This is a genomic window from Neorhizobium sp. NPDC001467 (assembly GCF_050275975.1).
Lineage (GTDB): Bacteria > Pseudomonadota > Alphaproteobacteria > Rhizobiales > Rhizobiaceae > Neorhizobium.
This window is the reverse complement of record NZ_JBNNPS010000001.1, coordinates 188,810-202,449: the sequence shown is the minus strand read 5'-3', so window position 1 is coordinate 202,449 and position 13,640 is coordinate 188,810. Positions and strand designations below refer to the sequence as shown.

General features: G+C 61.2%; 9 protein-coding genes. All 9 read left to right on the top strand.

The genetic code is table 11. The annotated features are described in order from the left end of the window. Window positions 1–178 precede the first annotated feature (178 nt). The 9 genes from ACQKKX_RS01000 to ACQKKX_RS00960 all read left to right on the top strand — a co-directional run bounded on the left by ACQKKX_RS01000 (window position 179) and on the right by ACQKKX_RS00960 (window position 13,616). Window positions 179–2,644 (top strand): glycogen/starch/alpha-glucan phosphorylase, encoded by a 2,466-nt coding sequence (locus ACQKKX_RS01000; protein ID WP_427567959.1) that lies wholly within the window; start codon window positions 179–181, stop codon window positions 2,642–2,644. After that, the gene (gene glgB / locus ACQKKX_RS00995; protein WP_427567957.1) at window positions 2,641–4,920 is read left to right on the top strand and encodes a 1,4-alpha-glucan branching protein GlgB; all 2,280 of its coding nucleotides are present in this window, start codon (window positions 2,641–2,643) and stop codon (window positions 4,918–4,920) included. Before ACQKKX_RS01000 ends, glgB begins: the two co-directional genes overlap by 4 nt. A gap of 34 nt (window positions 4,921–4,954) precedes the next feature. Then, the gene (gene glgC, locus ACQKKX_RS00990) at window positions 4,955–6,217 is read left to right on the top strand and encodes a glucose-1-phosphate adenylyltransferase (protein WP_427567955.1); all 1,263 of its coding nucleotides are present in this window, start codon (window positions 4,955–4,957) and stop codon (window positions 6,215–6,217) included. Window positions 6,218–6,241: 24 nt separating this feature from the next. Then, window positions 6,242–7,684, top strand: coding sequence for a glycogen synthase GlgA (gene glgA / locus ACQKKX_RS00985; protein ID WP_427567953.1), 1,443 nt, complete (start codon window positions 6,242–6,244; stop codon window positions 7,682–7,684). 2 nt (window positions 7,685–7,686) lie between these two features. After that, window positions 7,687–9,315 (top strand): alpha-D-glucose phosphate-specific phosphoglucomutase, encoded by a 1,629-nt coding sequence (locus ACQKKX_RS00980; protein WP_427567951.1) that lies wholly within the window; start codon window positions 7,687–7,689, stop codon window positions 9,313–9,315. 26 nt (window positions 9,316–9,341) lie between these two features. Continuing rightward, a complete protein-coding gene (locus tag ACQKKX_RS00975; RefSeq protein WP_427567949.1) occupies window positions 9,342–9,749 on the top strand; it encodes a GFA family protein in 408 nt (135 codons plus the stop codon). Further along, window positions 9,746–11,686: a glycogen debranching protein GlgX gene (glgX, locus tag ACQKKX_RS00970; protein ID WP_427567947.1), complete on the top strand. Its 1,941-nt coding sequence runs from the start codon at window positions 9,746–9,748 to the stop codon at window positions 11,684–11,686. Before ACQKKX_RS00975 ends, glgX begins: the two co-directional genes overlap by 4 nt. Before the next feature lie 105 nt (window positions 11,687–11,791). Beyond that, complete coding sequence (locus tag ACQKKX_RS00965; RefSeq protein WP_427567945.1) at window positions 11,792–12,280, top strand: MaoC family dehydratase; 489 nt, start codon at window positions 11,792–11,794, stop codon at window positions 12,278–12,280. 94 nt (window positions 12,281–12,374) lie between these two features. Beyond that, the gene (locus ACQKKX_RS00960) at window positions 12,375–13,616 is read left to right on the top strand and encodes a class I SAM-dependent methyltransferase (protein WP_427567943.1); all 1,242 of its coding nucleotides are present in this window, start codon (window positions 12,375–12,377) and stop codon (window positions 13,614–13,616) included. Window positions 13,617–13,640 lie beyond the last annotated feature (24 nt).

Genomic DNA, 13,640 nt, shown 5'->3' with positions numbered 1-13,640 from the left:
GCGCCGCAGCGGGGGCTTTGTTATTTCTGCCGAATTTCCATTTTCGGCCTTGTCGAATGACGGTTCGCGCCGATATTGCCAGTCCATCACAAGAATGCATAAACTGTGGCTTAATGCATGCCAGGCGACTGAATCGGACGACCTCCCCATCCGCTCCTCCAGCAAAGTTGGCGATCACATGAGCAATACCTTTTCACCCAACGACCTCCCGAATCCCGCCCCGCGCTCGTCGCGCCCGGAAATCATGGCCGAGGAGATCATCGAACGCCTCACCTATCGCATCGGTAAGGACGTGCGGGTGGCCAAGCCGCATGACTGGCTGACCGCGACCATTCTCGTGGTGCGCGATCGGATCATCGACCGCTGGATGGAATCGACGCGCCAGGCCTACAGCACCGGCCAGAAGCGGGTCTATTATCTGTCACTGGAATTCCTGATCGGCCGGCTGATGCGCGATGCCGTTTCCAATCTCGGCCTGATGGCGGAAATCCGCGATGCGCTTTCCTCGCTCGGTGTCGATATCTCGGTGATCGCCGGTCTCGAGCCGGACGCCGCGCTCGGCAATGGCGGTCTTGGCCGCCTGGCAGCCTGTTTCATGGAAAGCATGGCGACGGTGGAAATTCCCGCCTATGGCTATGGCATCCGTTACGTGCACGGCCTGTTCCGCCAGCAGATGGCCGATGGCTGGCAGGTGGAGCTGCCCGAGACCTGGCTTGCCCACGGCAATCCGTGGGAATTCGAACGCCGCGAAAGCTCCTACGAAATCGGTTTCAGCGGCTCTGTCGAAACCGTTGGCGGTTACGACGATGTGCCGCGCTACGTCTGGAAGCCGGCCGAGCGCGTCATTGCCATGGCCTATGACACGCCGGTGGTCGGCTGGCGCGGCAAACGCGTCAACACGCTGCGCCTGTGGTCGGCCCAGCCGATCGATCCGATCCTGCTCGACGCCTTCAATGCCGGCGACCATATCGGCGCGCTGCGCGAGAGCAACAAGGCGGAAGCGCTGACCCGCGTGCTCTATCCGGCAGACGCCAACCCGGCGGGCCAGGAACTGCGCCTGCGCCAGGAATATTTCTTCTCGTCCGCCTCGCTGCAGGACATCCTGCGCCGCCACCTGCAGCAATATCCGGACTTCACCACTCTGCATGAGAAAGTCTCGATCCAGCTCAACGACACGCATCCGGCGATTTCGATCGGCGAGTTGATGCGCCTGCTCTGCGACGTGCACGGCATGGAATTCGAGGAAGCCTGGGAAATCACCCGCCACACCTTCTCCTATACCAACCACACGTTGCTGCCGGAGGCACTGGAGAGCTGGCCGGTGCCGCTGTTCGAACGGCTCCTGCCGCGTCACATGCAGCTTGTCTATGCCATCAATGCCAAGATCCTTTTGGAAGCCCGCAAGGAAAAGAATTTCGGCGACGCGCAGATCCGCTCCATTTCGCTGATCGACGAAAGCGGCGATCGGCGCGTGCGTATGGGCAATCTCGCCTTTATCGGTTCGCATTCGGTCAACGGTGTCTCTGCGCTGCATACCGACCTGATGAAGGAAACGGTGTTTGCCGACCTGCACACGCTCTATCCGACCCGCATCAACAACAAGACCAACGGCATCACGCCGCGTCGATGGCTGATGCAGTGCAATCCCGGCCTCACCGCCCTAATCCGCGAAGCGATCGGCGACAAGTTCCTCGACGATACGGAAGCGCTGGTGGAGCTCGACAAGTTTGCCGACGACAAGGCGTTCCAGGAAAAATTCGCCGCGGTCAAACGCGCCAACAAGGTTGCGCTCGCCAATCTCGTCGGCAGCCGCATGGGCATCCGTCTCGATCCGTCGGCAATGTTCGACATCCAGATCAAGCGCATCCACGAATACAAGCGCCAGCTCTTGAACATCGTCGAGGCAGTTGCCCTCTACGACCAGATCCGCTCACATCCCGAACTCGACTGGGTCCCGCGCGTAAAACTGTTCGCGGGCAAGGCGGCGCCGAGCTATCACAACGCCAAGCTCATCATCAAGCTGGCCAATGACGTGGCACGCGTCATCAACAACGATCCGGCGGTGCGCGGCCTTCTCAAAGTGGTCTTCGTGCCCAATTACAATGTCACGCTGGCCGAGACAATGGTTCCGGCTGCTGATCTTTCGGAACAGATCTCGACGGCCGGCATGGAAGCGTCGGGCACCGGCAACATGAAATTTGCGCTGAACGGCGCACTCACCATCGGCACGCTCGACGGCGCCAATGTCGAGATGCGCGAACATGTCGGCGCTGACAATATCGTCATCTTCGGCATGACGGCGGAAGAGGTTTCGAACCTGCGCGCAAGCGAATACAATCCGCGCGAAGTCATCGAAGGCTCGCGCGAACTGTCGCAGGCGCTGGCTGCCATTTCCTCCGGCGTGTTCTCGCCGGACGATCGCAACCGCTTCACCGGCCTGATGGACGGCATCTACAACAATGACTGGTTCCTCGTGGCTGCGGATTTCGACGCCTATGCGAAGGCCCAGCGCGACGTCGACCATATCTGGACCGACCAGCCGTCCTGGTATTCCAAAACAATCCGCAACACGGCCCGAATGGGCTGGTTCTCGTCCGATCGCACCATTCGCCAATATGCGACGGACATCTGGAGAGCCATATGACGAAATCGCCCACACAGCGCGGCGACAGGCAGGCTCAGGATGAGACGGGAATTGCTACCGACGGTGGCGCTTCCGGCAAGACCGCTGCGACCGGCGACAGCAGGGCTCCGGGCGCAATCCCGCCGTCCGAGATCGACGCCATCATCAACGGCAAGCATGGCAATCCCTTTGCTGTGCTTGGCCCGCACCAAATCGGCGAGGCCTTTATCGTCCGTTGTTTCATCCCCGGCGCCGAGGAGGTCATAGCGCTGACCCTCGACGGCAGGGAGCTTAGTCCCTTGCAGCGTCGCCACGAGGCCGGCTATTTCGAAGGCATGGTGCCGGTCACCGGCCTGCAGCCGCTGCGCTACCGCGCCGCGCGTGGCGATGTCGAATGGGCCGTCACCGACCCCTATTCCTTCGGTCCGGTGCTCGGGCCGATGGACGATTATCTCCTGCGTGAAGGCTCGCATCTGCGCCTCTTCGACAAGATGGGTGCGCATCCGCTGAAACACGAGGGCGTCGAAGGGTTTCATTTCGCCGTCTGGGCGCCGAATGCGCGGCGTGTCTCGGTTGTCGGCGAGTTCAACAACTGGGACGGCCGCCGCCATGTCATGCGGCTTCGGCAGGACACCGGCATCTGGGAAATCTTTGCCCCAGATGTGCGCGCCGGCGCCGCCTACAAATACGAAATTGTCGGTGCCGATGGCACGATTTTGCCGCTGAAAGCCGACCCCTATGCCCGCCGCGCCGAAATGCGGCCAAACACGGCTTCCGTCACCACGCCGGAACTCGCTCAGGTCTGGGATGACGCCGCCCACCGCGAGCACTGGGAAAAAGCCGATCATCGCCGCCAGCCGATCTCGATCTACGAGGTCCATGCCGGCTCCTGGCAGCGTCACAACGACGGTTCGTTCCTCACCTGGGACGAGCTTGCCGCCCGGCTGATCCCCTATTGCACCGACATGGGCTTTACCCATATCGAATTCCTGCCCATTACCGAACATCCCTATGATCCGTCCTGGGGTTATCAGACCACCGGGCTCTACGCCCCCTCCGCCCGTTTCGGCGAACCGGAAGGCTTTGCCCGTTTCGTCAACGGCGCCCACAAGGTTGGCCTCGGCGTCATCCTCGACTGGGTGCCGGCGCATTTCCCGACCGACGCGCACGGGCTTCGCCATTTCGACGGCACCGCCCTTTACGAACATGCCGATCCGCGTCAGGGCTATCACCCCGACTGGAACACCGCGATCTACAATTTCGGCCGCGTCGAGGTTCTCTCCTACCTCATCAACAACGCGCTCTACTGGTCGGAAAAATTCCACCTCGACGGTTTGCGCGTCGATGCCGTCGCCTCCATGCTCTATCTCGATTATTCCCGCCGCCACGGCGAATGGGTGCCGAACGAATATGGCGGCCGCGAAAATCTCGAATCCGTGCGTTTCCTGCAAAAGATGAATTCGCTGTCCTATGGCGCCCATCCCGGCATGATGACGATCGCCGAAGAAAGTACCTCATGGCCGAAGGTATCGGCTCCCGTACACGAGGGCGGGCTTGGTTTCGGCTTCAAGTGGAACATGGGTTTCATGCACGACACGCTGTCCTATATGGGCCGCGATCCGGTGCACCGGAAATTCCACCACAACGAGATTACCTTCGGCCTCGTCTACGCCTTTTCCGAGAACTTCGTGCTGCCGATCAGCCATGACGAAGTGGTCCATGGCAAGGGTTCGATGATCGCCAAGATGGCCGGTGACGACTGGCAGAAATTTGCCAATCTGCGCGCCTATTACGGCCTGATGTGGGGCTATCCCGGCAAGAAACTGCTGTTCATGGGCCAGGAATTTGCCCAGTGGAGCGAATGGAGCGAGGAGCGCGGGCTCGACTGGAACCTCTTGCAATACCACATGCACGAGGGCATGCGCCGCCTCATCCGCGATCTGAACTTCTGCTACCGCTCGAAACCGGCGCTGCATGCGCGCGATTGCGAGGGCGAAGGGTTCCGCTGGCTGATCGCCGATGACGACGACAATTCCGTCTATGCGTGGCTGCGCATGTCGCCGGGAGAAAAGCCTGTGGCGGTCATTTGCAATTTCACGCCGGCCTATCGCGAAAACTACCGAATTCCCTTGCCGAATGCCGGTCGCTGGCGCGAAATACTCAATACCGATGCCGAGATCTATGGCGGCAGCGGCAAGGGCAATGGCGGACGCGTGCAGGCGGTGGATGCCGGGGGAAGCATTTCGGCCGTGGTGACATTGCCGCCATTGGCGACGATCATGCTGGAACTGGAATAACCGTACGCAAACGTCGGAATTTGGGGAGGATGAAATGACCACGAAACGCGTTCAACCGCTCGCGCGCGACGCCATGGCCTATGTTCTGGCCGGCGGCCGCGGCAGCCGATTGAAGGAACTGACCGACCGCCGCGCCAAGCCCGCCGTCTATTTCGGTGGCAAGGCACGGATCATCGATTTCGCGCTCTCCAATGCGCTGAATTCCGGTATCCGCCGCATCGGCGTCGCGACACAATACAAGGCCCATTCGCTGATCCGCCACATGCAGCGTGGCTGGGACTTTTTCCGCCCCGAGCGTAACGAGAGTTTCGACATCCTGCCGGCCTCGCAGCGCGTTTCGGAAACGCAGTGGTACGAAGGCACGGCGGACGCCGTGTTCCAGAACATCGACATCATCGAGGCCTATTCGGTCGAATACATGGTCATCTTGGCGGGCGACCATGTCTACAAGATGGATTACGAGCTGATGCTGCAGCAGCACGTCGATTCCGGTGCCGACGTCACCGTCGGCTGCCTGGAAGTGCCGCGCATGGAAGCGACCGCCTTCGGTGTCATGCATGTCAACGAGCGCGACGAGATCATCGATTTCGTTGAAAAACCGGCCGATCCGCCAAGCATTCCGGGTGACCCGGAGCATGCTCTGGCCTCGATGGGCATCTACGTCTTCCACACCAAGTTCCTGATCGAGGCGCTGAAACGCGACGCCGCCGATCCCAATTCCGCCCGCGATTTCGGCAAGGATATCATCCCCTACATTGTCGCCAACGGCAAAGCCGTCGCCCACCGTTTCGCCAGTTCCTGCGTGCGCTCCGATTTCGAGCGCGAGCCCTATTGGCGCGATGTCGGCACGATCGATGCCTATTGGCAGGCGAATGTGGACCTCACCGCCGTCATTCCCACGCTCGATATCTACGACAAGTCCTGGCCGATCTGGACCTATCAGGAAGTCACGCCGCCGGCGAAATTCGTGCATGACGACGAGGACCGTCGCGGCTCGGCCATATCCTCGGTCGTGTCGGGCGACTGCATCATTTCCGGCTCGTCGCTGAACCGCAGCCTGTTGTTCACAGGCGTGCGCGCCAATTCCTATTCGCGCCTCGACGGCGCCGTAATCCTGCCGAATGTGCGCATCGGCCGGCATGCCCAGCTTCGCAATGTCGTCATCGATGCCGGTGTAACCATTCCTGAAGGACTGGTGGTCGGCGAGGATCCCGAACTCGACGCGAAACGGTTCCGGCACAGCGAAGGCGGGATCTGCCTGATCACCCAGAAGATGATCGACAAGCTCGATATCTGACACGCGCGAGGTTGGACTGAAAACATGCAGGTTCTGGCCGTTGCATCGGAACTCTACCCGCTGGTGAAAACCGGCGGGCTTGCCGATGTCGCCGGCGCATTGCCGCTTGCCTTGAAACACTATCGCGTTTCCACCAAAACGCTGATCCCCGGTTATCCGGCCGTAATCGGCAAGCTGCGCGACGTTACCATCCGCCTGCATTTCGACGATCTTCTGGGCGCCTCCGCCGATATCATCGAAACCCATATCGACGGTCTCGATCTTCTCATCCTCGACGCCCCGGAACTGTTCGACCGCTCCGGCGGCCCCTATGCCGACGCGACCGGCGCCGACCATGCCGACAACTGGCGTCGTTTAGCCGCCCTGTCGCTGGCGGCGGCGCGCATCGCGGCCGGCGAGATGGACGGCTGGCGGCCGGATCTGGTCCATGTGCATGACTGGCAGGCGGGTCTGGTGCCGGCCTATATGCGCTACAGTGAGGCACCGGAACTGCCGAGCCTGATCACCATCCACAACATCGCCTTCCAGGGCCGTTTCGATGCGGGCATCCTGCCCCATATCGGCCTGCCGGCGCATGCCTATGCGATCGACGGCATCGAGTTCTACGGCGGCATCAGCTACCTCAAGGCCGGGCTGCAGACGAGCTGGGCGATCAACACCGTCAGCCCCACTTATGCCGAGGAAATCCTCACACCGGAATTCGGTATGGGCTTCGAGGGACTGCTCGCAGCCCGCGCCGAACACCTGTCCGGCATCGTCAACGGCATCGATACCGATGTCTGGGATCCGCGCGCCGATGCTGCCCTTCCCACCCATTACAGCGCCGCGACGCTGAAAGCCCGCAGCGCAAACAAGCGCGTCGTCGAGCAGCGTTTCGGCCTCGATGAAGGCGATGGCCCGCTGTTGTGCGTCGTGTCGCGCCTCACCCTGCAAAAGGGCATGGACGTGCTGGCCGATCTCGCCGACGAGATCGTCGGCATGGGTGCTCGCCTTGCCGTGCTCGGCACCGGCGATCCATCGCTGGAAGCCGAACTTGTCGCCGCAGCCGGCCGCCATCCCGGCCGCATCGCCATCAACCGCGGTTACGACGAACCGCTGTCGCATCTGATGCAGGCCGGCAGCGATGCCATCCTCATTCCATCCCGTTTCGAACCCTGCGGACTGACCCAGCTTTACGGCCTGCGCTACGGCTGCGTGCCCGTGGTCAGCCGCACCGGCGGTCTCAACGATACCGTCATCGACGCCAACCCGGCCGCCCTGTCGGCCGGCGCGGCAACCGGCGTCTCTTTCAACGCCGTTACCATCGACAACCTTCGCCGTGCCCTGAAACGCACTGTCGGCCTCTACCGGAACCCGAAAATCTGGTCAGGCATGCAGAAGCAGGGCATGAAATCGGATGTCTCCTGGGACAGGAGCGCCGGCCTTTATGCCGGTCTCTATGCCCAACTCATTGCAAATAAGGGATGACCATGTTCAAGACCGTCACCACCACGCCGTACAAGGACCAGAAACCGGGCACGTCGGGCCTGCGCAAGAAGGTCCCTGTTTTCCAGCAGGAAAACTACGCCGAGAACTTCATCCAAGCGATCTTCGACAGTCTCGAAGGGTTTGAAGGCAAGACGCTGGTGATCGGCGGCGATGGCCGATATTACAACCGCGAGGTCATCCAGAAGGCGCTGAAAATGGCAGCCGCCGCGGGCTTCGGCAAGGTCATGGTCGGCCAGGGCGGCATTCTGTCGACGCCCGCCGCCTCCAACCTCATCCGCAAATACGAGGCGTTCGGCGGCATCATCCTGTCGGCCAGCCATAATCCCGGCGGCCCGACCGAAGACTTTGGCATCAAGTACAATATCGGCAATGGCGGCCCGGCGCCTGAAAAGATCACCGACGCCATCTTTGCCCGCACGCAGGTCATCGACGCCTACAAGATCGCTGACGTCGCCGATATCGATCTCGATGCGATCGGCACGTTCGATCTCGCCGGCATGACGGTGGAAGTGGTCGATCCGGTCGCCGATTATGTCGCGCTGATGGAGGAACTGTTCGATTTCCCGGCCATCAAGGCTTACATTGCCGACGGCTTCAAGGTCGTGATCGATTCGATGGGCGCCGTCACCGGCCCCTATGCGAAGGAGATTCTTGAAAACCGCCTGGGCGCGCCGGCCGGTTCGGTGCGCAATTCCACCCCGCTGCCGGATTTCGGCGGCCACCACCCGGACCCGAACCTCGTTCACGCCAAGGAACTCTATGACGACGTCATGAGCCCCGAAGGCCCTGATTTCGGCGCCGCTTCCGACGGCGACGGCGACCGCAACATGGTGGTCGGCAAGAACATGTTCGTCACCCCTTCCGACAGCCTTGCGATCATCGCCGCCAATGCGACGCTGGCGCCCGGTTACGCCAAGGGCATCGCCGGCATTGCCCGTTCCATGCCGACCAGTGCCGCCGCCGACCGTGTGGCGGAAAAACTGGGCATCGGCATGTACGAGACCCCGACCGGCTGGAAATTCTTCGGCAACCTCTTGGACGCCGGCAAGGCGACGATCTGCGGCGAGGAAAGCTTCGGCACCGGATCCGACCATGTGCGCGAAAAGGATGGTTTGTGGGCCGTGCTCTTCTGGCTGAACATTCTGGCCGTGCGCAAGGAAAGCGCCTACGACATCGTCACCAAGCATTGGGCCGAATATGGTCGTAACTACTATTCGCGTCACGATTACGAAGAAGTCGACAGCGACGCCGCCAACGGCATGATTTCGGCGCTGCGCGAAAAGCTCTCCACCCTGCCTGGCCAGACATTCGGTTCGCTGAAAGTCGCGGCGGCCGACGACTTTGCCTATAACGATCCGGTCGATGGCTCGGTGTCGAAGAACCAGGGCGTGCGCGTCCTGTTCGAAGGCGGCAGCCGCGTGGTCTTCCGCCTGTCGGGCACCGGTACCTCGGGCGCCACCATCCGCCTCTACGTCGAACGTTACGAGCCGGACGCATCCCGCCACGCCATCGAAACGCAGGAGGCGCTGGCCGACCTGATCGCTGTCGCAGACGAGATTTCCGAGCTGAAAAAGCGTTCGGGCCGTGATGCCCCGACGGTCATCACCTGATCTGGCATCCAAAACAAGGGCAAACAGTGACGACGAGAACGGCATCCTGCGGCTGCGGCCAGCTTCGCATCACGGTGAATGGCGAGCCGCTTGCCGTTGGCGTCTGCCATTGTTTCGCCTGCCAGAGCCGCACCGGCAGCGTTTTTGCTGCCCTTGCCGCCTTCGCACCACCCTATGCTGTCAGCGGCGAAGCGCGTGAATATGTGAGAACGGGCGATCATGGCGCCCGTTTTCGTTTCCGTTTCTGCCCCGTCTGCGGCAGCAATCTCTTCCAGACCGAGGATGGGGCGGACGATCATTCCGTCGCGGTCGCAGTCGGCTGCTTCACTGATCCCGGCTTCCCGCCGCCGCGCGATTCCATCTATGACTGCCGCCGGCACTCGTGGGTCACCCTGCCGGCCGGTGTGAATATCCACGAGAGGGACCCGGCATGAAGCTTGGCGCGACCCTTTCCGAGACCGGCGCTACCTTCGCCATCTGGTCTTCAACCGCCAAGAAACTCGCGCTCTGCCTCTTTGATGCAGAGGGCAAAACCGAAACTGCCCGTCATGCGCTGACCCGTGACAAAGACGATATCCACCACATCACCCTCCCCGGCATCACCCCCGGCCAACGGTACGGATTTCGCGCTCAAGGCACATACGATCCCGATCGCGGCCTGTGGTTCGATCCTTCCAAACTGCTGGTCGATCCTTACGCCCGCGAACTCGACCGCCCCTTCCGTCACGATGTCCGGCTGATGCGGTTTGGCGAGGACACGGCCGATATCGTGCCCAAGACCATCGTCACAGCGCAGACCAAAACCGCTGTCACCGCACCCAAAACCAAGCCGGGCGGTTTCATCTACGAAGTCGCGGTTCGCCCCTTCACCATGCTGCATCCGGACGTGCCTGAAGCCCAGCGCGGCACCATCGCGGCACTCGCTCATCCCTCGATCATCGCCCATCTGAAAAAGATCGGCGTCGACGCCATCGAACTCATGCCGATCACCGCCTGGATCGATGAACGTCATCTGCCGCCGCTCGGCCTCACCAATGGCTGGGGTTACAACCCCATCGCCCTCATGGCGCTCGATCCGCGCCTCTGCCCCGGCGGCATGATGGAACTGCGCGAGACGGTAGCGAAACTGCACGAGGCCGGCATCGGCACGATTCTCGATCTCGTCTTCAACCATACCGGCGAAAGCGACCGCTACGGCGCGACGCTTTCCATGCGCGGCATCGACAATCTTTCCTATTACCGTCACCTGCCGGATGCGCCCGACGTTCTGGTCAACGATACCGGCACCGGCAATACCGTGGCCTGCGATCACCCCGTGGTGCGACGCCTGATCATCGACACGCTGCGCCATTTCGTTCTGGAAGCCGGTATCGACGGTTTCCGTTTCGACCTCGCCCCCGTTATCGGCCGCAGCGCCAGCGGTTTCGTCCGCGATGGCGGCACGCTGTCAGCCATCCTCGCAGACGATGTGCTGGCTGACCGCGTCATGATCGCCGAGCCCTGGGATATCGGTCCGGGCGGCTATCAGCTTGGCAATTTTCCAGCGCCTTTCCTGGAGTGGAACGACCGTGCCCGCGATGGCCTGCGTCGCTACTGGCGCGGCGACCCGGGCCTGACCGGCACGCTGGCAGGCGCGCTTGCGGGCACATCCAGCCTGTTTTCAGCCCATGGCCTCATCGAAACCCGCAGCGTCAATTTCCTGGCCGCCCATGACGGTTTCACGCTGATGGATCTCGTCTCCCACCAACACAAGCACAATGAAGCGAACGGCGAGAACAACCGAGACGGTCACAACGACAACCTGTCCTGGAACAACGGCGTTGAAGGCGCGAGCGACGACCCGACGGTTATCGAAAACCGCCGCCGCGACGTCATTGCGCTTCTTTCCACGCTGTTTGTCTCCCGCGGCACGGTAATGCTCACGGCAGGCGACGAAGGCGGGCGTTCCCAGAGGGGCAACAACAATGCCTATTGCCAGGACAATGCCATTACCTGGCTCGACTGGCATAGGCTCGACCCCGCCATCATTGCCCATACGGCATTTCTGGCTGATTTCAGGAAGCGGTTCCCGGCCTTTGCGGACACCACTTTTCTCACCGGCCGAGGCGATGTCGAATGGCTGTCAGCAAGCGGCGAGACGATGACCGTCGAAGATTGGGAACGCGCCGACGCCGCTCCGCTGACCATGGTCCTTTCCACCCCCGACCACAGGAGCGGACGCGAGGTTCGCGTCGCCATCCTGTTCAACCGCAGCCACGATCCTGTCCCGGCGCGTTTGCCGGGCGACAACTGGCAGACGCTGGCCTCTGACGACGCAATCGGTACAATCATGCTCCCGCCACGCTCCGTCAGCTTCTGCATCGAGATCTGACCGGAGCCGTTTTTCAATCCGTTCGCGGCAAGTCTCACTCCGGGAATGTTTCGAACAGCCTGACATGACCTGTCGATCATCAATATCCGTTCGAGAGAGGCCGATATGCCGCGTGAGATTTCGCTAAGCGACGTCAAGGATCTGGTCGGGACCGAAATCGGTGTTTCGAACTGGATAACCGTCGACCAGAAAATGATCGACACGTTTGCGGATGCCACCGACGACCATCAGTTCATTCACGTGGACCCGGAACGCGCCGCAGCCGAAAGCCCGTTCGGCGGCACGATCGCCCATGGCTTTCTCACCCTGTCGCTGCTGTCGGCCATGAATTACGAAAGCCTGCCCGTCATTCGCGAACAGACGATGGGCCTCAATTACGGTTTCGACCACATCCGGTTCGGCTCGCCGGTCAAGACCGGCTGCCGCATCCGCGGACATTTCGTGCTCAAGGAAGCGCGTTTCCGCGGCGCCGCCATGCTGATGACCACCTATGATATCTCGATCGAGATCGAGAACGAGAAGAAGCCGGCGCTGACGGGTTCCTGGACGACGATCGTGCAATTCGACCCCAAGGACCGACCCGAGGACGCATAGACGCAAGAGTTTCGTCCAGCAGTGGCAATTTCCTGATGATTGTCACGCCTTTGATGCTAGGCTGGAGACATTCATCCCCGCTCTCGGAGGCCGCATGTTTCCTCTCTCGCATATGATGAAATCCTTTATCCGCAAGGGCAAACTCACCGTCATCGATGCCGACGGCAAACGCCACGTCTTTTCCGGCACGCCGGGCCTCGAGGTCACCATGCGGCTGACCGACCCGAAACTCTACAAGAGCCTCGTCTTCAATCCCGAACTCGCCGCTGGCGAAGCCTATATGGACGGCACGATGCGGTTCGAGGACGGCTCGACGCTGAAGGACTTTCTCACCCTGTTTTCGGTAAACCGGCTGTCGCTCGGCTCCTATCCGCTGCAAAAGGTGCTGCGGGCGATCAAGATGCGGTTCCGCAAGCGCCAGCAATCCAACCGCAAGGGTCAGGCCCAGCAGAACGTTGCTCATCACTACGATCTCGGCAATGCATTCTACAGGCTCTTCCTCGATGACAACATGCTCTATTCCTGCGCCTATTTTCGCGAGGAAGGCGAAACGCTGGAACAGGCGCAGCGCAACAAGCTGCGGCTGCTGGCGGCAAAGCTTGGCCTCAAACCGGGCATGAAAGTGCTCGATATCGGCTGCGGCTGGGGGGATCTGGCGCTCTATCTCGCTAGCCTTGAAGACGTTCAGGTTCTGGGCGTGACGCTGTCGAAAGAACAGCAGGCGCTCGCCACTGAACGTGCGCAGAAGGCCGGATTGGCTGACCGCGTCACGTTCGAGCTTCGGGATTACCGCGACGTCACCGATAAATTCGACCGTATCGTTTCGGTCGGCATGTTCGAACATGTCGGCGTGCATCACTACGACGAGTTTTTCGCGAAGATCAACACGCTGATGCCGGATGACGGCGTCATGGTTCTGCATTCGATCGGCCATATGAGCCCGCCCGGCATGGCCAGCCCGTGGCTGCGCAAATACATTTTTCCGGGAGCCTATTCCCCCGCCCTCTCGGAAGTGTTCGAAGTCGTCGAGCAGAACAGCCTGTGGGTGACCGATCTGGAATTCCTGCGCGTCCATTACGCCACGACGCTCGCTCATTGGAACGAAAGGTTTCAGGCAAACCGCGACAAGGTGATCGAACTTTACGACGAGCGGTTCGCCCGTATGTGGGAATTTTATCTGATCAGCGCCGAAATGATGTTCCGCACCGGCAGCCAGCTGGTGTTTCACATGCAGCTGTCACGCAAGCGCGATGCCGCGCCGATCGTGCGCGATTACATTACCGACCGGCAGCGCGCGTATATCGAACGGGAAAAGCAGCTGAACCTGTCGATCTGACCGAGGGAGGGCGAATAACGGCTA

Excerpts from the sequence above, each read along its gene's own strand:
- ACQKKX_RS01000 (WP_427567959.1), top strand. The coding sequence starts at position 179 with ATGAGCAATACCTTTTCACCCAACGACCTCCCGAATCCCGCCCCGCGC.
- glgB (WP_427567957.1), top strand. The coding sequence starts at position 2,641 with ATGACGAAATCGCCCACACAGCGCGGCGACAGGCAGGCTCAGGATGAG.
- glgC (WP_427567955.1), top strand. The coding sequence starts at position 4,955 with ATGACCACGAAACGCGTTCAACCGCTCGCGCGCGACGCCATGGCCTAT.
- glgA (WP_427567953.1), top strand. The coding sequence starts at position 6,242 with ATGCAGGTTCTGGCCGTTGCATCGGAACTCTACCCGCTGGTGAAAACC.
- ACQKKX_RS00980 (WP_427567951.1), top strand. The coding sequence starts at position 7,687 with ATGTTCAAGACCGTCACCACCACGCCGTACAAGGACCAGAAACCGGGC.
- glgX (WP_427567947.1), top strand. The coding sequence starts at position 9,746 with ATGAAGCTTGGCGCGACCCTTTCCGAGACCGGCGCTACCTTCGCCATC.
- ACQKKX_RS00965 (WP_427567945.1), top strand. The coding sequence starts at position 11,792 with ATGCCGCGTGAGATTTCGCTAAGCGACGTCAAGGATCTGGTCGGGACC.
- ACQKKX_RS00960 (WP_427567943.1), top strand. The coding sequence starts at position 12,375 with ATGTTTCCTCTCTCGCATATGATGAAATCCTTTATCCGCAAGGGCAAA.